The 19,670-nt window shown below is 55.4% G+C and carries 14 protein-coding genes and 1 tRNA gene; 5 read left to right on the forward strand and 10 right to left on the reverse strand.

Features of this window, described 5'->3' with window-relative positions; all coding sequences use genetic code 11:
• Nucleotide 1: 1 nt before the first annotated feature.
• Together BM373_RS15040 and BM373_RS15045 are read left to right on the forward strand one after the other, a co-directional pair.
• The gene (locus tag BM373_RS15040) at nt 2–1,198 is read left to right on the forward strand and encodes an MFS transporter (protein WP_090462887.1); all 1,197 of its coding nucleotides are present in this window, start codon (nt 2–4) and stop codon (nt 1,196–1,198) included.
• Complete coding sequence (locus BM373_RS15045) at nt 1,186–2,121, forward strand: GlxA family transcriptional regulator (protein WP_090462890.1); 936 nt, start codon at nt 1,186–1,188, stop codon at nt 2,119–2,121. The genes BM373_RS15040 and BM373_RS15045 overlap by 13 nt, the downstream gene beginning before the upstream one ends.
• Nucleotides 2,122–2,184: 63 nt before the next feature.
• Here the strand turns inward: BM373_RS15045 and BM373_RS15050 are convergent.
• A tRNA-Sec gene (locus tag BM373_RS15050) sits at nt 2,185–2,279 on the reverse strand.
• Between the two features lie 288 nt (nt 2,280–2,567).
• Between BM373_RS15050 and BM373_RS15055 the strand changes: the two genes are divergently transcribed.
• Nucleotides 2,568–3,962 carry a glycoside-pentoside-hexuronide family transporter gene (locus tag BM373_RS15055; RefSeq protein ID WP_090462893.1) on the forward strand — a complete coding sequence of 465 codons (1,395 nt, stop codon included), beginning with the start codon at nt 2,568–2,570 and terminating at the stop codon, nt 3,960–3,962.
• 11 nt (nt 3,963–3,973) lie between these two features.
• Nucleotides 3,974–6,292 (forward strand): alpha-xylosidase, encoded by a 2,319-nt coding sequence (gene yicI, locus BM373_RS15060; protein ID WP_090462896.1) that lies wholly within the window; start codon nt 3,974–3,976, stop codon nt 6,290–6,292.
• Between the two features lie 47 nt (nt 6,293–6,339).
• Here yicI and BM373_RS15065 read toward each other — a convergent pair whose 3' ends face one another.
• The 4 genes from BM373_RS15065 to xanP all read right to left on the reverse strand — a co-directional run bounded on the left by BM373_RS15065 (nt 6,340) and on the right by xanP (nt 12,717).
• Nucleotides 6,340–7,719 (reverse strand): family 4 glycosyl hydrolase, encoded by a 1,380-nt coding sequence (locus tag BM373_RS15065; protein WP_090462899.1) that lies wholly within the window; start codon nt 7,717–7,719, stop codon nt 6,340–6,342.
• 13 nt (nt 7,720–7,732) lie between these two features.
• Nucleotides 7,733–9,283 carry a PTS transporter subunit EIIC gene (locus tag BM373_RS15070; protein ID WP_090462902.1) on the reverse strand — a complete coding sequence of 517 codons (1,551 nt, stop codon included), beginning with the start codon at nt 9,281–9,283 and terminating at the stop codon, nt 7,733–7,735.
• Between the two features lie 206 nt (nt 9,284–9,489).
• Entirely contained in the window at nt 9,490–11,205 is a 1,716-nt protein-coding gene (locus tag BM373_RS15075) for an AsmA family protein (protein WP_090462905.1), read from the reverse strand.
• 120 nt (nt 11,206–11,325) lie between these two features.
• Nucleotides 11,326–12,717 (reverse strand): xanthine/proton symporter XanP, encoded by a 1,392-nt coding sequence (gene xanP, locus BM373_RS15080; protein ID WP_090462908.1) that lies wholly within the window; start codon nt 12,715–12,717, stop codon nt 11,326–11,328.
• Between the two features lie 181 nt (nt 12,718–12,898).
• On the opposite strand from xanP, the gene BM373_RS15085 reads away from it, so the two are divergent.
• Entirely contained in the window at nt 12,899–13,741 is an 843-nt protein-coding gene (locus tag BM373_RS15085) for a hypothetical protein (protein ID WP_090462911.1), read from the forward strand.
• A 12-nt stretch (nt 13,742–13,753) separates the two neighbouring features.
• Here BM373_RS15085 and recG read toward each other — a convergent pair whose 3' ends face one another.
• The 5 genes from recG to gmk are packed head-to-tail and all read right to left on the reverse strand — an operon-like array spanning nt 13,754 to nt 19,619.
• Nucleotides 13,754–15,835, reverse strand: coding sequence for an ATP-dependent DNA helicase RecG (recG, locus tag BM373_RS15090; protein WP_090462914.1), 2,082 nt, complete (start codon nt 15,833–15,835; stop codon nt 13,754–13,756).
• A 3-nt stretch (nt 15,836–15,838) separates the two neighbouring features.
• Nucleotides 15,839–16,528, reverse strand: coding sequence for a tRNA (guanosine(18)-2'-O)-methyltransferase TrmH (trmH, locus tag BM373_RS15095; protein WP_090462918.1), 690 nt, complete (start codon nt 16,526–16,528; stop codon nt 15,839–15,841).
• Nucleotides 16,529–16,532: 4 nt separating this feature from the next.
• Nucleotides 16,533–18,647: a bifunctional GTP diphosphokinase/guanosine-3',5'-bis pyrophosphate 3'-pyrophosphohydrolase gene (gene spoT, locus BM373_RS15100; protein ID WP_090462920.1), complete on the reverse strand. Its 2,115-nt coding sequence runs from the start codon at nt 18,645–18,647 to the stop codon at nt 16,533–16,535.
• 18 nt (nt 18,648–18,665) lie between these two features.
• On the reverse strand, nt 18,666–18,941 hold the full coding sequence (gene rpoZ, locus BM373_RS15105; protein ID WP_031523238.1) for a DNA-directed RNA polymerase subunit omega: 276 nt from the start codon (nt 18,939–18,941) through the stop codon (nt 18,666–18,668).
• Between the two features lie 54 nt (nt 18,942–18,995).
• The gene (gene gmk / locus BM373_RS15110) at nt 18,996–19,619 is read right to left on the reverse strand and encodes a guanylate kinase (protein ID WP_090462923.1); all 624 of its coding nucleotides are present in this window, start codon (nt 19,617–19,619) and stop codon (nt 18,996–18,998) included.
• Between the last annotated feature and the right edge of the window lie 51 nt (nt 19,620–19,670).

Genomic DNA, 19,670 nt, shown 5'->3' on the forward strand with positions numbered 1-19,670 from the left:
CATGAAAAGTGACATTACTCCACCACAGCGCCGTGCGCTGTGGGCGCTCAGGATCGCCTATTTTGTGCAGGCGACGGGATCGCTGTCGGTGGCGGGCAGCCTCGCACCGATTTCGCTGGCGTGGGGACTGACCGATGCGCAAAGCGCACTTTTGCTGGCGATTTTTGGCCTGACGTTTGCGCTTGCCGCGCCACTGGCACAGGTTTTTTTCGGCCATCTCCGACGGCGTCAGCAGGTGCTGGCAGGCATGACCGTGTTCGGCCTCGGGTCGATTGTGTTTGCTCTCGCGCCGAATTACGGCTGGCTGGTCGTCGCCCGCATCGTGATGGGGCTGGGCGCGTCTCTCATCGGCCCGGTGCTGGTGGCACTGGGATCTGAACTGGTGAAGCAAAAAGAGCGTGGCAGCGCTATCGCCATGATCTTACTGGGTGTGTCGATGGCAAGCATGGTTGGCATCCCGCTGGCGGCATGGATCGCTAGTCTGCTGGGCGCACGCGTTCTGTTTGCGCTAATCAGCGCGGTGAGTTTTCTGTCAGTCATCAATATCTGGCTGTCCGTGCCGGACAGTGTGGAAGGGATGCGCATTCGTCTGCAACAGGTAGGCAGTGTGCTGACGGAGCGGACCTCCCTGACCGCATTCCTGGTCGTATTTTTTATTACCGCCGGCGTTTACGACATGTATTCATTTATCTCGCCAGTCATTCGCGACACCTGGCATGGCAGCCATAACAGTGTCTCGATAGCGCTGGCGGTGATTGGCGTCGCCGGGATCGTCGGTAATCTTTTTGTGGCGCGCGCGGCGCGGGTTTATCGTGCAGAGACGCTGTTAACGTTCGGTATGACGGTGCTGGTGGTGGACATGCTTATCATCATGCTGCTTCCCGGCAGGCTGGCGCTACTTTACGTCGCGCTGGTGTTCTGGGCGTTTGCCACCGATTTGCTGTGGCCGACGCAGCAGCGGCGCATCGTTGAGATTTCTGATCCGCAGACTCGCGGTATTTCTCTGGCGCTGACCAGTGCGTTTATGTTTTGCGGGATTGGTTTTGGCGCAGCCGTCGCATCGTGGATCTATCCGGTTTGGGGCTTTTATGGTGTGATGGCAAGTTCAGTGGGATTTTTGCTGCTGGCGCTGTTTAGCCTGTGGCTTTCGGAGCGTTTTCGCGCGCACTCGGCAAAGGTGAAATTATGCACAGGATAGGGTTGATCGTCGCTGATAACTTTCAGGTGCTGGCACTGTCCACGCTGTCGGTATTTGAGTTCGCCAACCTGGTGGTGGGCGAGGCGTTTTATCAGCCCACGGTCTATTCCGGGCGCGGCGGCCCTGTCCGGTCATCCTCCGGGGTGAGCATTGATAGCGTCGCGCTATCTGATGAGGTCGTGGTGGATACCTGGCTGGTCGCCGGGGTGTTGATGCCTGCCAGTGAACCCGCATCGGGCGAAACTATCGACTTTTTGCAAACCACGGCGCGCCAGGCCCGGCGCATCGCGGGCGTCTGCACCGGGGCGTTTGTGCTGGCGCAGGCAGGCCTCCTGGAAAATAAACGCGCGACCACGCACTGGGCGCATGCGCAGAGCCTGAAAACGCTTCACCCGTCAATACGGCTGGATGAAGACCGGATTTTTATCATCGATGAGGCAATCTGGACGTCGGCCGGAATGACCGCCGCGCTGGACATGGCGCTGGGAATGGTCGAAAAAGATCTGGGGGAAGCCATCGCCCGCGACGTCGCGCACCGACTGGTGATGAATCAACGCCGCGCCGGAGGACAAACGCAACACTCGCAGATGCTGGCCCTCGCACCGCGCTCCGATCGCCTGCAACGCGCGCTGGAGTATGCGCGAAACAACCTCAATAAATCGCTGACGGTGGAAATACTGGCGGATGCCGTGCACCTTAGCGCCCGTCAGCTAAGCCGCCTGTTTCGCACCGAAACCGGAAAATCTCCGGCTAAAGCCATCGAAGGGCTGCGCCTCGAAGCGGCACGACTGATGATCGAACAAAGCCGTCTGTCACTGGATGTCATTGCCCGCGAGTCCGGCTTTCGCGATCGCCGCCACATGCGAGAAGTGTTTGTGCGTGGTTATGGCGTGCCGCCGCAGTCACTGCGCAGTGGACGTTAGCTGTACTGAGTGAGTTTGCGTTACCGCATTGGGGATGATTTTGGGGGGAAATTCAGGCAAAACTGGCGGAAGATCACAGGAGTCGAACCTGCCCGGGACCGCTGGCGGCCCCATCTGGATTTGAAGTCCAGCCATCTCACCGGAGACGACGACCTTCCGCGCCTGCATTGCTACATGGAGGCGGGGCGCATTATAGCTACTTTCCTGTCATAACCACATACCTTGTCACATTTATTTCTCTTACCCGTTCATTTGCTGCTCTTAATTTTAGTTAAAACCATAACAAATCCATTGGTTACATTCGGCGCATCTATTTGAGCTACCGCGATCACATAAAAGAAAACTCATAATCTGATAACCAGAAAACGGAATACCCGCGTCCAGGTCGATCGTTTACAACGTCTGCAACCGGTATCGACGCTAATAAAACGTTTAAGGATAAAGAGATGAGCGATCAGATTATTTCTGTGAAGGAAAAGATCGGCTATGGCATGGGGGACGCCGCCAGTCATATCATTTTTGATAACGTCATGATGTACATGATGTTTTTTTATACGGATATTTTCGGTATTCCCGCCGGATTCGTCGGGACGATGTTCCTGCTGGCGCGTGCGCTGGATGCGATTTCCGATCCCTGTATGGGCTTAATCGCTGACCGCACACGCAGCCGCTGGGGTAAATTCCGCCCGTGGATGCTGTTTGGCGCGCTGCCGTTTGGCATTGTCTGCGTGCTCACTTACACCACGCCGGACCTCAGCATGAACGGCAAAATGCTTTATGCCGCTATCACTTACACGCTGCTCACCCTGCTGTACACCGTGGTTAACATCCCCTACTGCGCGCTGGGCGGCGTAATCACCAACGATCCAAAACAGCGCATCTCCCTGCAGTCCTGGCGCTTTGTGCTGGCGACGGCGGGCGGCATGCTTTCCACCGTGTTGATGATGCCGCTGGTTAATCTGATTGGCGGCGACGATAAAGCGCTGGGCTATCAGGGCGGCATCGCGGTGCTCTCGGTGACGGCATTTCTGATGCTCGCGTTCTGCTTCTTCACCACCAAAGAGCGTATTCAGGTGCCGCCGAGTACCACGCCAATGCGTGAAGATTTGCGTGATATCTGGAATAACGACCAGTGGCGCATCGTTGGATTGCTGACCATCCTTAACATCCTGGCCGTGTGCGTGCGCGGTGGCGCAATGATGTATTACGTCACCTGGATTTTAGGCACCCCGGAAGTGTTCGTCGCCTTCCTCACCACCTACTGCGTCGGCAACCTGATTGGCAGCGCGCTGGCGAAACCGCTCACCGACTGGAAATGCAAAGTCACTATCTTCTGGTGGACGAACGCCTTACTGACGTTTTTCAGCGTCGCGATGTTCTTCGTGCCGATCAGCGCCAGCATCACCATGTTTGTCTTCATCTTTATTATCGGCGTGTTGCACCAGCTTGTGACGCCAATCCAGTGGGTGATGATGTCCGATACCGTCGACTACGGCGAATGGTGTAACGGCAAGCGTCTGACCGGGATCAGCTTCGCAGGCACGCTGTTCGTCCTGAAACTGGGCCTGGCCTTTGGCGGTGCGCTAATCGGCTGGGCGCTGGCGGGCGGGGGTTATGATGCCGCAGCCAAAGCGCAAAACAGCACCACCATTACCATCATTATCGCGCTGTTCACCCTCGTCCCGGCGGTGTGCTACTTCTTCAGCGCCATTATCGCCAGACGCTACTACACCCTTAAAACGCCTGTGCTGAAAAACATCATGACGCAACTGGCGAGAGGCGAGCGCCGCGATGGACGCACCCAGGATCACGTAGCAGCCGCTAAAGAATTACCGCTCTAAAGGAGAAGATGATGAAAATCAGTGATGGAAACTGGCTAATTCAACCGGGTCTGAACCTGATTCACCCGATTCAGGTGTTTGACGTGGAGCAGCAGGGTAACGAGATGGTGGTCTACGCCGCGCCGCGTGATGTGCGCGAGCGCACGTGGCAACTGGATACGCCGCTGTTTACCCTGCGCTTTTTCTCACCGCAGGAAGGCATCGTGGGCGTGCGCATCGAGCACTTTCAGGGCGCGCTCAACAATGGCCCGCACTACCCGCTGAATGTGGTGCACGACGTTAAAGTGGAGATGCAGAACACCCGTGAATTCGCCTCGTTGACCTCCGGCAGCCTCAGCGTGCGCGTCACCAAAGGGGAGAACTGGTCGCTTGATTTTCTGCGCAACGGTGAGCGGATCACCGGCAGCCAGGTAAAAAATAATGGCTACGTGCAGGATACCAACAGCAATCGCAACTACCTGTTCGAGCGGCTGGATCTGGGCGTGGGTGAAACGGTTTACGGCCTCGGCGAGCGCTTTACCGCGCTGGTGCGCAACGGCCAGACCGTTGAGACCTGGAACCGCGATGGCGGCACCAGCACCGAGCAGTCGTATAAAAACATCCCGTTCTACCTGACCAATCGCGGGTATGGCGTGCTGGTGAATCACCCGGAGTGCGTGTCGTTTGAAATCGGCTCTGAGAAAGTCTCCAAAGTGCAGTTCAGCGTGGAATCGGAACATCTGGAATATTTTGTTATCGATGGCCCGACACCCAAAGAGGTGCTCAACCGCTATACGCAGTTCACCGGCCGCCCGGCGCTGCCGCCTGCATGGTCTTTTGGCTTGTGGCTCACCACCTCGTTTACCACCAATTACGACGAAGCCACCGTTAACAGCTTTATCGACGGCATGGCCGAGCGCAGTTTGCCGCTGCACGTCTTCCATTTTGACTGCTTCTGGATGAAGGCTTTCCAGTGGTGCGACTTCCAGTGGGACCCGCTGACCTTCCCGGACCCGGAAGGCATGATTAAACGCCTGAAAGCGAAAGGCCTGAAAATCTGCGTCTGGATCAACCCTTACATCGGGCAGAAATCCCCGGTCTTTCAGGAGCTGAAAGAGAAAGGCTATTTGCTTAAACGCCCGGACGGATCGCTCTGGCAGTGGGATAAATGGCAGCCTGGACTGGCGATTTACGACTTCACCAATCCGGCCGCCTGCCAGTGGTATGCAGACAAACTCAAAGAACTGGTGGCGATCGGCGTTGACTGCTTCAAAACCGATTTTGGTGAACGCATCCCGACCGACGTGCAGTGGTTTGACGGTTCCGATCCGCAGAAAATGCACAATCACTACGCCTACATCTACAACGAAATGGTGTGGAACGTGCTTAAAGAGACCGTCGGTGAAGAAGAGGCCGTGCTGTTTGCCCGTTCAGCCTCGGTGGGCGCGCAGAAATTCCCGGTGCACTGGGGTGGCGACTGCTATGCCAATTACGAATCCATGGCGGAAAGCCTGCGCGGTGGGCTGTCGATTGGCCTGTCGGGTTTTGGCTTCTGGAGCCATGACATCGGCGGATTTGAAAATACCGCCCCGGCGCATGTCTACAAACGCTGGTGCGCCTTCGGGCTGCTCTCCAGCCACAGCCGTCTGCACGGTAGCAAATCCTACCGGGTGCCGTGGGCCTATGACGATGAATCCTGCGATGTGGTGCGCCACTTCACACAGCTTAAATGCCGCATGATGCCGTACCTGTATCGTCAGGCAGCGCTGGCCCGCGAACTGGGCACACCGATGATGCGCGCCATGATGCTCGAATTCCCGGACGATCCGGCGTGTGATTACCTCGACCGCCAGTACATGCTCGGTGATGCCGTGCTGGTCGCGCCGGTGTTTTCAGAGGCAGGCGACGTGCAGTTTTATCTCCCGGAAGGACGCTGGACGCACCTGTGGCGCAACGACGAGCTCACCGGCAGCCGCTGGCATAAGCAACAGCATGACTTCCTGAGTTTGCCGGTCTATGTACGTGACAACACCTTGCTGGCACTCGGAAATAACGATCGGAAGCCGGATTATGCCTGGCACGAAGGCACGGCATTCCAGTTGTTCAGCCTGGAAGAAGGCCGCGAAGCGCGCTGTGAGATTCCCGCCGTAGACGGGTCGGTTGCGTTTACGCTGCAAGCGACGCGCAACGGCAACGCCATTACCGTGAAAGGAAGCGGCAGTGCCGAAAACTGGACGCTGTGCCTGCGTAATGTGTCTCAGGTCAAAGAGGTGCAGGGCGGTTCACAGACGGGCAGCGAATGGGGCGTGGTGATCGCGCCGCAGGGGAATGAGCTCACCATTACTCTTTAAAACGGGCGTGAATATTACGGGGCATCGGCTGATGCCCCGTAAGAGGTTTATTTCCAGTCGTTAATATGGGCGGCGCTCAGATACTCATTAACCAGCTTATCCGCCAGTGACCAGGAGCCAATCAGCGGATGCGCCATCAACGCCCGGACCGCCAGTGACTTATCTTTTTGCAGGATGGCGGCAACGGCCAGTCGCTCATACTCTTTGACCGATGAAAGCATGTTTTTCTGTGCATCCGGCACATGAACAGGCGTGACGGGCTTAAGCCCCTCTTTGCTCAGATCGCAGCTGATTTCAATGACATCATCCGGGCGCAGAAAATCCAGTGTGCCATTGTTTTGCAGCGAGACGACAATGCGTTTGGTGGTGGTGCTGTTCACCGCTTCGAGGATATCCAGTGCAACGCCCGCGTAGCCGCCCGAATCCGGCTCTTCAATAAATTGCTGTAGCGTGAGCGGGGTGCGCGTGTTGAATTTTTCCTGCTGCGACTCATTCTGCATATAGCTATTTTCCCGGCGCAGATAGTGCTTCATCCAGATATCAAAAGCTGCTTTCGGGTTCTCTTTCACATTAATGCTGCGTAGCTCGTCGCGCATCTCATGATTAATCCGCGCGATCATCTCACCGCGTGTTTCCGGTGCATCCTGGATCGCTTTGAGCGCCACTTCCCGGTAGTAGTAGTAATAGAGATATTCGTTCAGTAACTGCTTATCGCAGAGCTTAACCAGTTCCGGCGAGAAATACTGCATCGCTGTTTTGCTGTAGAGATCGGGGTTATTAATCAGCCGGTCGGTGACATCTTCCCCTTTCACAGTGAAATGCGTAAACCAGGAGAAGTGATTCAGGCCATAGCATTCAACGCTCAGATCGGACTCATCGCAATTGAGAATTGCCGGTAGCTCACGAATCAACTCGGAAGGCGCATCGCAGATACCGTAAACCCGGCGCTTAAATCCGGATTTAATGATCGCTTCGGTAACCAGCCCGGAGGGGTTAGTGAAGTTGAAGAGGATGGCATCCGGGGCAGCATGTTCTTCGATCAAACGGCAATAGTTGAGAATGGCAGGAATAGAACGCATCGCCATGGCAAAACCGCCCGCGCCGGTGGTTTCCTGGCCTAACGTATTATGGTTCAGCGCAATACGTTCATCGTGAACGCGACTTTCATCGCCGCCGACGCGCAAGGTGGTAATGACATAATTGGCGTTTGTTAACGCGGAAACAGGATCGGTCGTCAGACTAAAATGAATATCGGGTCGAATTTGGCTAAACACATAGCGGGCGATCTCGCCGAAAATCTTCAGGTTCTCTTCTGAACTGTCGAGAAATACCACTTCCTGTAAACCAATACGGTGCGCATTATAGGCCAGTGATTTTGCCAGGAATGCGGAACGAACGCCGCCCCCGCCTAATACGGTTAATTTCATAACAACTCCTGATTTAATTATTTGCCAGCCAGTTATCTACCCGTGAGCGGATCTGCCCAACCCTGACGCCGTAAATAACCTGAACTTCGTTTTGATTACGCACCACGCCATTGGCCCCGGTGCTTTTTAATAAAGCCTCATCCACTTTATCCGGGTGATGCAGTGCAACACGTAAGCGGGTAAAACAGTTATCAACTGAAATAATATTTTCTTTGCCGCCCAGTCCTTTAATAATTTCGTCGGTGACCGCCTGTTTTTTATTACGGTAATCTTCTTTGCTGTAAAGTTTAACCTCGCCCTCATCCTCACGCCCCGGCGTTTTCAAATTCATTCGGATAACCAGGTAGCGGAAAATGGCGTAGTATGCGGCGAATTGCCCAAGCCCAATCACGACGTAAAGCGGCCAGCGGGTCAGTGAAACCGGCAGAGGTAAGTTATATATCAGGAACTCAATCAGTCCTGCCGCACCCCAGGGGCGCACGGAGAAAATATCGCAAATTGCCTGTGATGTAGCGGTCAGAACAGCGTGAATCAGCCACAGCAGCGGTGAAATAAATAGGAAGGTGAATTCAATCGGTTCCGTAATCCCTGTCAGAATAGAAGTAATAATGGCAGGCAGCAGAATGGCTTTCGCCATGATTTTCTTTTCAGGTTTCGCGGTGTGGTAGAACGCCAGCGCTGCGCCGGAAAGACCAAAAATAGTGGTCATTCCCTGTTGAGAGAAACGCAGTGCCTCGTTCATTACCGGGGTGAGATCGGGATGGCGCATATAGGCGAGGAAAATCGCCTGAGTACCCGACACCGTCTGCCCGTCCACGCTCAGGGTGCCGCCAATCTGGGTTAACTGAAACGGTGACCAGACAAAATGGTGCAGGCCCGTTGGGATCAGGAATTTTTCAAAGAAGCCGTAGACAAAGACGCCCGCCACCCCTGCGTTTTTCATAAAGCCCGTTAAAGCGGCGATGCCGTGCGTCATGATGGGCCAGAACCATGTAAACGCGATGGCGTAACAGAGAATAACTGGTGTTATCACGATTAGCGTCAGTTTGGCTCCGCCGTACAGAGAGAGTGCGCCAGGCAATTCTATTTCAGAGACTTTATTGTGTACCCATGCAATTGTGCAGCCGAGGATAATCCCTAAAAAAATACCCATATCGACAACCACAAAACCTAATATTTGCGTTTGCCCGGTACCGTAATATTCACCATTAACTTTTTCTGCAATACCGTTCGTATATTCCAGCCACGAATGATTTGCGCCCAGAAACATAATAAAGCTCATCACCGCGACCAGCGCGACTTCGGTTTTTTTATCTTTCGCCAGCCCATAACTAATGCCTACGCAAAAGAGCAGACCAAGATTGCCGAATAAAGGCCAGAAGGTATCGCCGAGAAGTTTACCAATTTGATGTAATGCACTGGTTTCAGAAATTAAGGTAGGGTTAGTAAAAACGGAACTTAATGCCAGAATTAAGCCAATAACTGGCAAAAATAATACCGCCCCGATCATTGCTCTGGAGAATCTTTGCATATCCGCCAGAATACGTTGACGTGTTATAGACATGGCTATCCCTCATAAAAAGAGCTGTTTTAATTATTTATTTGTGCTTCCAACATTATTCTTATAACAAGTCCATCAGAGGTTGAAAACCTGTTGCGGGAAATAGGCACAAATAGCCGAGGAATGAATACCAGTTTCGTTTTGCGGGAGTCATACTCCCGGACCGGGCGATCCGGGAGTAAAACTAATAGAAAGGCGGTTGCTGTTTATCAGGGAGAAGGGGTGGAAGCAGGAGCGTCTGCCTGAGCGGTGCTCACTTCCCCGCCACGCATTGTCTGGGTGACGCGCTGCTTCCGGGTATTGAGCACCTTCAACTCTCCATTTACCGTCGGTTTTAGCGGTTGATCAGCCTGCACTTTACCGGTGGCAGTAAGCTGAACATTTCCGTCACCCGATACGGGTAGCGCAGGCCAACCCCACTGTTGCAGCACGTTCAGGGGGATGCCGCGTCCGTTCAGGCTCAGATTGACCTGCCTGTCGGCCAGTTGCGACACCGTCGCCGTGGCTTCCAGGAGTCCCTGTCCGGTAAACGCGCTCAGTTCGCTGATGTTCACCGTGCTGTTGTTGGCGGCCAGGCTTAATGACGGGCGACGGACATCAACGCGATTGAAGGTTGCCGCTGCGCCGTTCAGCGTCGCGCTACCGCCCCAGACACCCCATTTGCCATCGCGCGCCAGTTGCAGATTTGCGCCATAGCCATCCAGCGCGGTGATCTGCCAGGGGAAGGTGGGATCGATATCGATTACCAGGTTGCGGCTGGCGCTGAATTTATTCACCACCACGGCGTTCAGCCAGGCAGGGAGGTTGTCCATCCACAGTTGTTTCCAGTTCTCAGGCAGCGTGTATTCCAGCCCGGCAATCGCGGCGTCATCCAGTACCAGCGCTTTCCCGTCGCGCAACCAGTTGCCGGAGGTGCGCACCATGCCGCCCTCCCAGCGTGAGGTGAACTGACGCAGCGCAATGCCCTGCGGTGAGAACTCCGCGTTGAGAATCGGATCGAACAAATGCAGCGAGCCGTAGATGAACTCGCTGGCGTTCATCGACAATTTACCGTCCTCGCTTTGCCAGTCTCCTTTACTGAGCGTCAGGGAGCGTACGCTCAGATCGAGGTCGGTTATCGCCCAGTCCGGACCCTGCAGGCGTGCATCGGTCACTTCCAGCCTGCCGATTTGCAGCGAAGGCAGCGTGGTCAGCGGGGCGAAGAAATCGCTCAGGGATTTATCACTTTGCAGGCGAATATCATTCAGCCGCAGGCTGTCGACGATCCAGCCGCCGTTCCCCGTGCGCCGGGCGGTGCCGGTCAGCGAACCGCGCGCCATATCAGCCCCAATGGTGCTTAATGTCACTTCATTGTTGTCGATACTGCCCTGAATCAGCACATTGCTGACCGGTACGCCATTAAGCGTCATCGAGCCTGCGCTCACCTGAATCTGGGCCTGACTGCCGAGCACATTCCCGGCTTTCGGCTGCCAGGGGCTGACGCCGCCGGTAACGCGCTGCGCGCTCAGATCCCAGCCGGTGGCAGGGCTGTTAAACGCCATATTTTTCAGCAGCAGGCGATCGGCCTGGAAAGGAAGCGGGGCGGTATTCGGCGATAAGTTCAGCGTACCGTCCTGCAAAAGAATCGTGTCGGCATGGAGCGGATCGGTGAGCTGGCGGCTGCTCAGGCCAATTTCCACCGATTTGGCATCCAGCGTGGCGGGCTGTCCTTTACGGCCAAAATTGACGTTTTTCAGTAGCAGATGGGAGGGGGAAGAGAAGCGGTGATCGACCGCCTCAAATGCCAACTGGTAGGCGGTGTTATTGGTGACCCACCAGGCGACCTGCGCCGCGCCCCAGCGCGTCTGAACCAGAAAATAACAGGCCAGAATCAGTAGCAACAGGGCGATAAGGATAAATAGCAGCAGCTTTCCAATAAGTTTCATGGTCTTCCATCCCAGGGAACATACAAAGAGTTTATGCACGAATTGTGCGCAATGCTCAAGGGAGGAATGGTGAATCGGTGTTACGGCGGCAGCGGAAAGGCTCCGCTGCCGGGTGGGAACTTAGTTTTTCTCAGGCGGGAAAACCAGGTTCAGCACGATGGCGGTGATGCCGCCCGCGGCGATACCTGATGAGAGCAGGTTTTTCAGCCAGTCCGGAGCAAATTGCAGGATCAGCGGTTGCTGCGACACGCCCAGGCCAACGGCCAGCGACAGGGCGATGATCATAATCGCGCGGCGGTTCAGCGGCTCGCGGGAAACGATGCGCACACCGGACGCGGCGATAGTACCGAACATCACCAGCGTTGCGCCGCCCAGTACCGGCTCAGGAATGTGCTGTACAAAGCCACTCACCGCCGGGAACAGACCGAGCACGATCAGCATCAGTGCCACCACAAAGCCCACGTAACGGCTGGCCACGCCGGTCAACTGGATCACGCCGTTGTTCTGGCCAAAGCAGGAGTTCGGGAAGGTATTGAATACCGCTGAAACAAAGGAGTTCAGGCCGTTCGCCAGGACGCCGCCTTTCAGACGCTTCATGTACAGCGGGCCGGAAACCGGTTGTTCAGAGACGTCAGATGTCGCGGTAATGTCGCCGATAGTTTCCAGTGAGGTGATCATAAACACCAGCATCAGCGGCAGAAGCAGATTCCAGTCAATGCCCAGGCCGTAATAGAGCGGGGTTGGAACCATAATCAGATCGTTGCTGGTCGGCGCGGTGTTCTGCGGCAGCATCCCCATCCACCAGGCGAGGGCGTAGCCTACCGCCATGGCGATCACCAGCGACGCCACACGCAGATACGGATTACGCTGACGGTTCAGAACGATAATCACCGCCAGCACGACACCGGCCAGCAGCAGATTTTTCGGTGCGCCAAACGTGTGATCGGCCATCGCTGCATAGCCGCCGCCGATAGACGTTAACCCTACCTGAATCAGTGACAGGCCGATAATCATCACCACCACGCCGGAAACCAGCGGGGTGATCACCCGGCGCGCGAGGTGCAGAACGCGGGAGATCACCATTTCCGTGCAGCTTGCCAGCATCAGGGTGCCAAACAGCGCGGCCATCATCGTCGGTACGTCAGCACCGCCGGTTTTTAATGCCGTACCACCCATGATCAGCGGGGCAACAAAGTTAAAGCTGGTGCCCTGAATCGATAACAGACCCGAGCCGACAGGTCCCCACGCTTTAATCTGAATAATCGAGGCAACGCCTGAGGCGAACAGCGACATGCTGATGATGTGCTGCGTGTCCTGTGCCGGTAAACCGAGCGCCTGGCAAATCAGCAGCGCTGGCGTGATGACCGCAACAAACATCGCCAGCAGGTGCTGACAGGCGGCAAAAAGGGTTTGCGCCAGCGGCGGACGATCTTCCAGACGGTAGATCAGTTCGCTGTTATGCAGCGGCGCAACCGGTTGCGCATTTTCTGACTCGAGGGTGTTAACGGACATCTCAGGCAATCCCATGGTGGAAAAGCGGGCATTTTATCGGACTGTTTGGTAAAAGCAAACGTTTGCAATGATAAAATTTACAGAGCCGTTCCGTATCTCAAATCGACTTCAGGAATTTGATGCAGTTACAGATGAGCGCGCGTAATAGCCGGTATATTCAGAGGGAAAACAGGGAGGTTGTATGTCAGGGAAAGATAAGACAAAGGTTTTACCCGTGCATGAGCGTTGCCGGAAAATATTTGGTAACGCACAGCCCGTTAAAAACGTCTGGGAGCATGAATTTGATTACGATGATGCAAAACTTTGTGCGCTGGCGGCCACCGACTGGCAATTGATTACCGGAGCGCAATTACGCCGTTTATACCTGCATAACCTGTCCTATAACGAACCGATGCAGCCTGAACTTTTCCGCTATCTGTTCCCTTTATGTCTCGCGACCTGGCATGAGGAAGTCATAAAAAAAGGGCACGGTTGCACGATGGAGTTCTTTTTACACGCGCTGCGACGCCCCTTTTTGTGGCAGGAAATGATGAATTCCCGGCAGCGGCAGCACGTGAAGCGCTTTATTGTCGATACGATAATCGCGCGTATGGAGCGGGAACGAGGGGAGCAGCCGGGTATTTCCTGGCTGCTTCTGTTAAATGAAACGGGAGGCGTCGCCCCGGTTATTGCTGATATCTGGCGGGAATGGTGGCAGCTTGATACGCCGGGTAAGGCTGTTTGCCTGATCATTTACGCCGCGTTCCTGGTGTATCCTCCCGGCGACGTTCCCGTCTCTCCCGGAGATCGGACGTTTTTTACAGTGACGCTCTTTTATGACTTTCCCTGGCTTGCAGAAAATCTGGCCTTTTTACAGTCTGTATTAACGGTTGATTCGCTACTAACAGGAATCGAGGCGGCAGTTTCCATGCTGCACGACTGTTCTGAAGAGGCGCTGGCAAGGCGTGTCGCGCAGGATGCCCGTAACAGCAGGGAGATCATTGCCATACAGATCGAGGATTTACTGGAGGAACTGGCCCGTTAAAGCGGGACAGGGTCAGGCGTTGGAATAACGCTCGGTTTCCGGCATCCAGCGCTCAATCAGGGCGGCGGCCTGTTCCGGGTAGCGTTCGTGAATATGCCGGGCGAGGCGCTGAACGTCGGGGATCATCGCCTGATCGCGCAGCAAATCTGCGACTTTGAATTCGGCATTCCCCGTCTGGCGGGTGCCAAGCAGTTCGCCGGGACCGCGAATTTCGAGATCTTTCTGCGCAATCACAAAACCGTCATTGCTGTCGCGCAGGACCTGCAAACGCTTTTGCGCGGTTTTTGACAGCGGCGATTTGTATAACAGCACGCAGTGGGAGGCGACAGCGCCACGCCCGACGCGGCCCCTGAGCTGGTGGAGTTGCGCAAGGCCCAGTCGTTCGGGGTTTTCGATAATCATCAGACTGGCGTTAGGCACATCCACGCCGACCTCAATGACCGTGGTGGCGATCAGCAAATGCAGTTCACCCTGTTTGAATGCCTGCATAACTGCCTGCTTTTCAGCGGGTTTCATACGACCGTGCACCAGGCCGACGTTCAGTTCAGGCAGCGCCAGCTTTAACTCCTCCCAGGTGGCTTCGGCAGCCTGAGCTTCCAGTAAATCGGACTCTTCAATCAGCGTGCAGACCCAGTAAGCCTGCCGCCCTTCCTGCATACAGGCGTTGCGCACGCGGTCGATAATCTCGCCGCGACGCGTATCAGCAATGGCTACTGTGGTCACCGGCGTGCGTCCCGGCGGCATTTCGTCGATGACGGAAGTGTCCAGATCGGCATAAGCCGTCATCGCGAGGGTGCGCGGAATGGGCGTTGCCGTCATGATCAACTGATGGGGATGGAAACCCTGTTGCAGGCCTTTCTCCCACAGTGCCAGACGCTGATGCACGCCAAAGCGGTGCTGTTCATCAATAATCACCAGCGCCAGGCCGTTAAACTGCACCTGTTCCTGGAAAATCGCGTGGGTGCCGACAATCATCTGTACCTGGCCGCTGGCGATAGCTTCCTGTTGCGCAAGGCGCGCTTTGCCCTTTTGCTTGCCCGCCAGCCAGCCCACTTCGATACCGAGCGGCGCAAACCAGTTGCGGAAATTGCTGGCGTGCTGTTCAGCGAGCAGTTCGGTCGGGGCCATCATCGCCACCTGTTTGCCATTGGCGATGGCACGCAGCGCGGCAAGCGCCGATACCAGCGTTTTACCGGAGCCGACGTCACCCTGCACCAGACGCATCATCGGAATATCCAGCGCCATGTCGCGCTCAATTTCCGCCACCACCCGCGCCTGTGCGCCGGTGGGCTTAAACGGCAGCGCGTTCAGAAGCTGATTTTTTAAATCATCGCGGGCGGTAAGCGGCTGCGCGTGGAAGCGCTGCGCCCCGGCACGTAACGCCAGCATACTGAGGTTGTGTGCCAGCAACTCTTCAAGGATCAAGCGGCGCTGTGCGGGATGCTGACCGCTTTCTAAATCAGCAAGCTGAAGCGTCGGCGGCGGGCGATGCAGCGTGCGCAGGGCTTCCGGCAGGCTCATCATCCCCTGAGCTAATTCAGCGGGAAGCAGTTCGGCAATGGCGCAGGTATCCAGCAGTTCAAGCGCCTGATCGGTTAGCTTGCGCAACGTGGCCTGTTTAATGCCTTCAGTGGTGGGATAAACGGGCGTCAGGGTTTCGGCAAGCGCGGGTGTGCTGAGATCGCCCTGAACGCGGTACTCCGGGTGGATCATCTCCGCGCCGTATTTGCCGCGTTTCGCTTCACCGTAAGCCAGCACGCGTTTACCCGGCGCGAGGCTGTTTTTCATTGCCGCATTGAAGTTGAAAAAACGCATGGTGAGGATGCCGCTGCCGTCGCTAATCTGGCAGGTCATCATCCGGCGGCCACCGAAGGTGATATTGCTGTTGAGCACCTCGCCCTCCACCGTGACATAAATGCCCGGCAGCAGGTCGCCAATAGGGTAAAGCTGGGTGCGGTCTTCGTAGCGCAGAGGCAGATGCAGGAGCAAATCTTGCACGTTATGCAGGCCGATTTTCGCGAGCTTGCCGCTCTGACTTGCACCCACGCCGGTAAGCGAACTTAGCGGGACGGCATCCAGCAGGCGGCCACGCATAGGTTAATCCGTCGCCTGCATAGTGGCCCACCACGCGGCATCGGCTTCAATTTCGCCCTGCGTGTTCACGTGGGGATAAGGCAGCCCTTTGCGCTTCGCTACGTTAGCGAGCACCGGGTAACCGCCTTCAAACAGTAAGCGCTGTTGTTCTTCGTGCGGCAACATGCTGTTTTCACGCTGGTACATGCCTGCGTTTTGCCGCTGGCGCTGCGCTTCATACAAAATGAGCGCTGAAGCGACGGAGACGTTAAGCGACTGCACCATGCCGATCATCGGAATGATAATGTCGCTGTCGGCAAGGTCTAACGCTTCCTGGGTGATCCCGGTTTTTTCCTGACCCATTAAAATACAGGTTGGGCGGGTGTAGTCGATCTCGCGGAAATCCACTGCTTTATCAGAAAGATGGGTCGCCAGGATCTGCATGCCCTGGCTTTTGAGGTGCGAGACGGCATCGCCGATAGCAGGATGGGTTTTGACCTGTACCCAACTGTTGCTGCCCGCCGCCGAAGAGAGCATGGTGCGCATGCGTCCCCCCGGCCAGACGGCATGCACTTCATGCACGCCTACGGCATCTGCGGTGCGGATAATCGCCGAGACGTTATGGGGCTTATGAACCTGCTCCATGCAGACCGTCAGATCGGGCTGACGTCTGGCGAGCATTTCACAGATACGTGCATAACGCTGTGAATTCATAGGGCTAGTTTCGGTTACGGGTGACTTTAATCACGTCTGGCAGTACGCGAATTTTGCGCACGATATTAGCCAGATGCACACGATCCTGCGCGGTCAGACGGATAAAGGCGCTGTAAACGCGGCCATCTTTTTCTTCCGTATTGAGGCTCTGAATATTGGAAGAGGCCGTATTGATCGCCGCCGTCAGATTCGCCAGCGCGCCCTGATGGTTGAACATATCCACCTTGATTTCGGTGATAAATTCCTGCGCGGTGTCTTTGTCCCACTCGACCGCCATAAACTTCTCTGGCTCTTTCTGGTAGCCACGAATATTACGGCAGGACTCATGGTGGATAACCAGCCCTTTACCGGGGCTGACGTGGGCGATGATGGGATCGCCCGGAATTGGACGGCAGCATTTGGCGAAGGTAATCAGCACCCCGTCCGCGCCTTTAATGGGCAGATGACCGTGACTGGTGGACTGCGCCGGAACATGCGGGCCCGCTTCACCTTGTTGAAGATTCTTCGCAACAACCACACTCATGGCGTTGCCAAGGCCGATTTCGGCCAGCAGATCGTCGAGCGAGGCGAGCTTCATGCGGTCGAGTTCGCGCTGGATGTGCTCCGGTGGGATCTCAGCCAGTTTACGGCTGCCACCTAACGCATGGTTCAGCAGACGGCGACCCAGGCTGACGGAGTCGTCGCGCTTAAGGTTTTTCAGCATCTGGCGAATTTTGGCGCGGGCTTTGGAGCTGACGACAAAGTTCAGCCAGGCCGCATTCGGACGCGCGCCCGGTGCGGTAATAATTTCCACCGTCTGGCCGCTGGAAAGCGACTGCGACAATGGATACGGCTGCCGGTCGACGCGCGCGCCGACGCAGGCATGACCGATATCGGTATGCACCGCATAAGCGAAGTCCACCGGCGTCGCGCCAGCGGGCAGTTCGACAATGCGTCCTTCCGGGGTGAAAACATAAATCTCATCCGGGAAAAGATCAGATTTAACGCTCTCGATAAATTCAAAGGAGCTACCGGCGCTTTGTTGCAGTTCCAGCAGGCTCTGCATCCAGCGCTGGGCGCGGATTTGCGCGGTCGTGCTGCTCTCACCGTGCTCTTTATACGCCCAGTGTGCCGCAACACCCATTTCCGCCATCATATCCATGTCTTCGGTGCGGATCTGCACCTCAACCGGCACGCCGTGCGGACCAATCATGGAGGTATGCAAAGATTGATAGCCGTTCGCTTTTGGAATGGCGATATAGTCTTTAACGCGACCCGGGCGCGGCTTGTAGAGGCTGTGCATCTGGCCAAGCACGCGATAGCAGGTGTCGAGGTCATGAACGATCACGCGGAAGGCGTAGATATCCATGATCGAGTGAAAACGCTGCTCTTTGAGCACCATTTTGCAATAAATAGAGTAGAGATGTTTCTCGCGTCCGCTTACGCGGCACGGAATTCCCGCTTCCTGCAAACGCCCTTCGATTTCAGAGAGGATTTTTTGGATCATCTCTTTACGGTTGCCACGTGCGGCTTTCACCACCTCTTTAATCACGCGATAGCGGTTAGGGTGCAGCGCTTCAAAGCCCAGCTCTTCAAGCTCGGTTTTGATGTGATGGATACCTAAACGGTGCGCCAGCGGGCTGTAGATTTCGAGGGTTTCACGGGCGATGCGGCGACGTTTATCCGGGCGAAGAGAGCCCAGCGTGCGCATGTTGTGGGTGCGGTCAGCGAGTTTGATGAGAATGACGCGGATATCCTGCACCATCGCCATAATCATCTTGCGAAAGTTTTCGGCCTGCGCCTCTTTCTTATCGCGAAACTTGAGCTTATCAAGTTTTGACACCCCTTCCACCAGCTCGGCAACGCTTTTGCCAAATAGCTGTTCCATATCCTGGTAGGTGGCGGGGGTATCTTCAATCACGTCATGCAGCAGGGCGGCCATGAGTGTTTCGTAGTCGAGTTTCATCTCGGCCAGAATACAGGCTACTGCCACCGGGTGCGTGATGTAGGGTTCACCGCTTGAACGTGTCTGGCCCTCGTGAGCGTCACGTGCAACGAGATACGCCTGCTGGAGACGCTTAATCTGGTCTTCCGGCAGATAGGTTTGAATCAGTTGATTCAGGCTTTCAAACAGATACAAGGGCGACCCGCAGTGTTATTAACGACGACCTTCAGCAATAGCGGTGACGGCCTGTAACTCAGCGGCTTCCTGCTCTTGCTGCTCCTGGCGCTCACGCACGTCGAGGATCTGGTTGTTGATCAGACCTTCTTCGATTTCGCGCAGTGCGATAACGGTAGTTTTATCGTTTTCTTCCGCTACCAGCGGATCCTTACCACCAACCTGCATCTGACGAGCGCGACGCGCGGCGACCAGTACCAGGTCAAAACGGTTACCAATTTTCTCTACAGCGTCCTGAACAGTTACGCGTGCCATACTTAAAGTGCTCCACAGATGAAGAAATGACTGGGCATGATACTGAAAGTACGTTCAGTCTGCCAATAGTTTGCTGATTAAAGCGTCATGTCGCTGCTTTTGGCGGCCCATGCGCAGACGTTCAGCGCGAATAATGGTCTTCATATCGCTGATGGCGGTATCAAAATCATCATTCACGATCAGATAATCATATTCGGCGTAATGGCTCATTTCTGCAACTGCCTGGGCCATACGTTTGGTAATCACTTCTTCGCTATCCTGACCGCGACCGCGTAAGCGGCGATCCAGCTCAACCTTTGACGGTGGCAGGATAAAAATGCTGCGTGCCTGCGGCATTTTTTGGCGAATTTGCTGTGCGCCCTGCCAGTCGATATCAAGGAAAATATCAACGCCCGTCGCCAGGACTTGCTCAATAGCGTCACGGGAGGTGCCGTAATAATTACCAAAGACTTCCGCATGCTCAAGAAACGCGTCGTTGCCAATCATGGTTCTAAATTCGTCATGATTCACAAAGAAATAGTGTTCACCGTGCACTTCACCCGGACGCGGTGCGCGCGTGGTGTGTGAAACAGAAACCTGGGTGTCGTACAACGGTTGGGTTTTTAATAAAGCCTGAATGAGGCTTGATTTACCTGCACCACTGGGCGCGGAAACAATATAGAGCGTGCCTTGAGCCATGAGTATCTTTTGTATGTGATGAACGAATGGGAATGCTTACATACGTGCCTA

This window comes from Enterobacter sp. kpr-6 (assembly GCF_900116015.1).
Lineage (GTDB): Bacteria > Pseudomonadota > Gammaproteobacteria > Enterobacterales > Enterobacteriaceae > Enterobacter_D.

Bases quoted from the DNA above. Each gene is read 5' to 3' on its own strand.
- BM373_RS15055 (WP_090462893.1), top strand. From the start codon at position 2,568: ATGAGCGATCAGATTATTTCTGTGAAGGAAAAGATCGGCTATGGCATG.
- BM373_RS15085 (WP_090462911.1), top strand. From the start codon at position 12,899: ATGTCAGGGAAAGATAAGACAAAGGTTTTACCCGTGCATGAGCGTTGC.
- BM373_RS15070 (WP_090462902.1), bottom strand. From the start codon at position 9,283: ATGTCTATAACACGTCAACGTATTCTGGCGGATATGCAAAGATTCTCC.
- xanP (WP_090462908.1), bottom strand. From the start codon at position 12,717: ATGTCCGTTAACACCCTCGAGTCAGAAAATGCGCAACCGGTTGCGCCG.
- BM373_RS15040 (WP_090462887.1), top strand. From the start codon at position 2: ATGAAAAGTGACATTACTCCACCACAGCGCCGTGCGCTGTGGGCGCTC.
- trmH (WP_090462918.1), bottom strand. From the start codon at position 16,528: ATGAATTCACAGCGTTATGCACGTATCTGTGAAATGCTCGCCAGACGT.
- BM373_RS15045 (WP_090462890.1), top strand. From the start codon at position 1,186: ATGCACAGGATAGGGTTGATCGTCGCTGATAACTTTCAGGTGCTGGCA.
- gmk (WP_090462923.1), bottom strand. From the start codon at position 19,619: ATGGCTCAAGGCACGCTCTATATTGTTTCCGCGCCCAGTGGTGCAGGT.
- BM373_RS15075 (WP_090462905.1), bottom strand. From the start codon at position 11,205: ATGAAACTTATTGGAAAGCTGCTGCTATTTATCCTTATCGCCCTGTTG.
- yicI (WP_090462896.1), top strand. From the start codon at position 3,974: ATGAAAATCAGTGATGGAAACTGGCTAATTCAACCGGGTCTGAACCTG.
- rpoZ (WP_031523238.1), bottom strand. From the start codon at position 18,941: ATGGCACGCGTAACTGTTCAGGACGCTGTAGAGAAAATTGGTAACCGT.
- recG (WP_090462914.1), bottom strand. From the start codon at position 15,835: ATGCGTGGCCGCCTGCTGGATGCCGTCCCGCTAAGTTCGCTTACCGGC.
- BM373_RS15065 (WP_090462899.1), bottom strand. From the start codon at position 7,719: ATGAAATTAACCGTATTAGGCGGGGGCGGCGTTCGTTCCGCATTCCTG.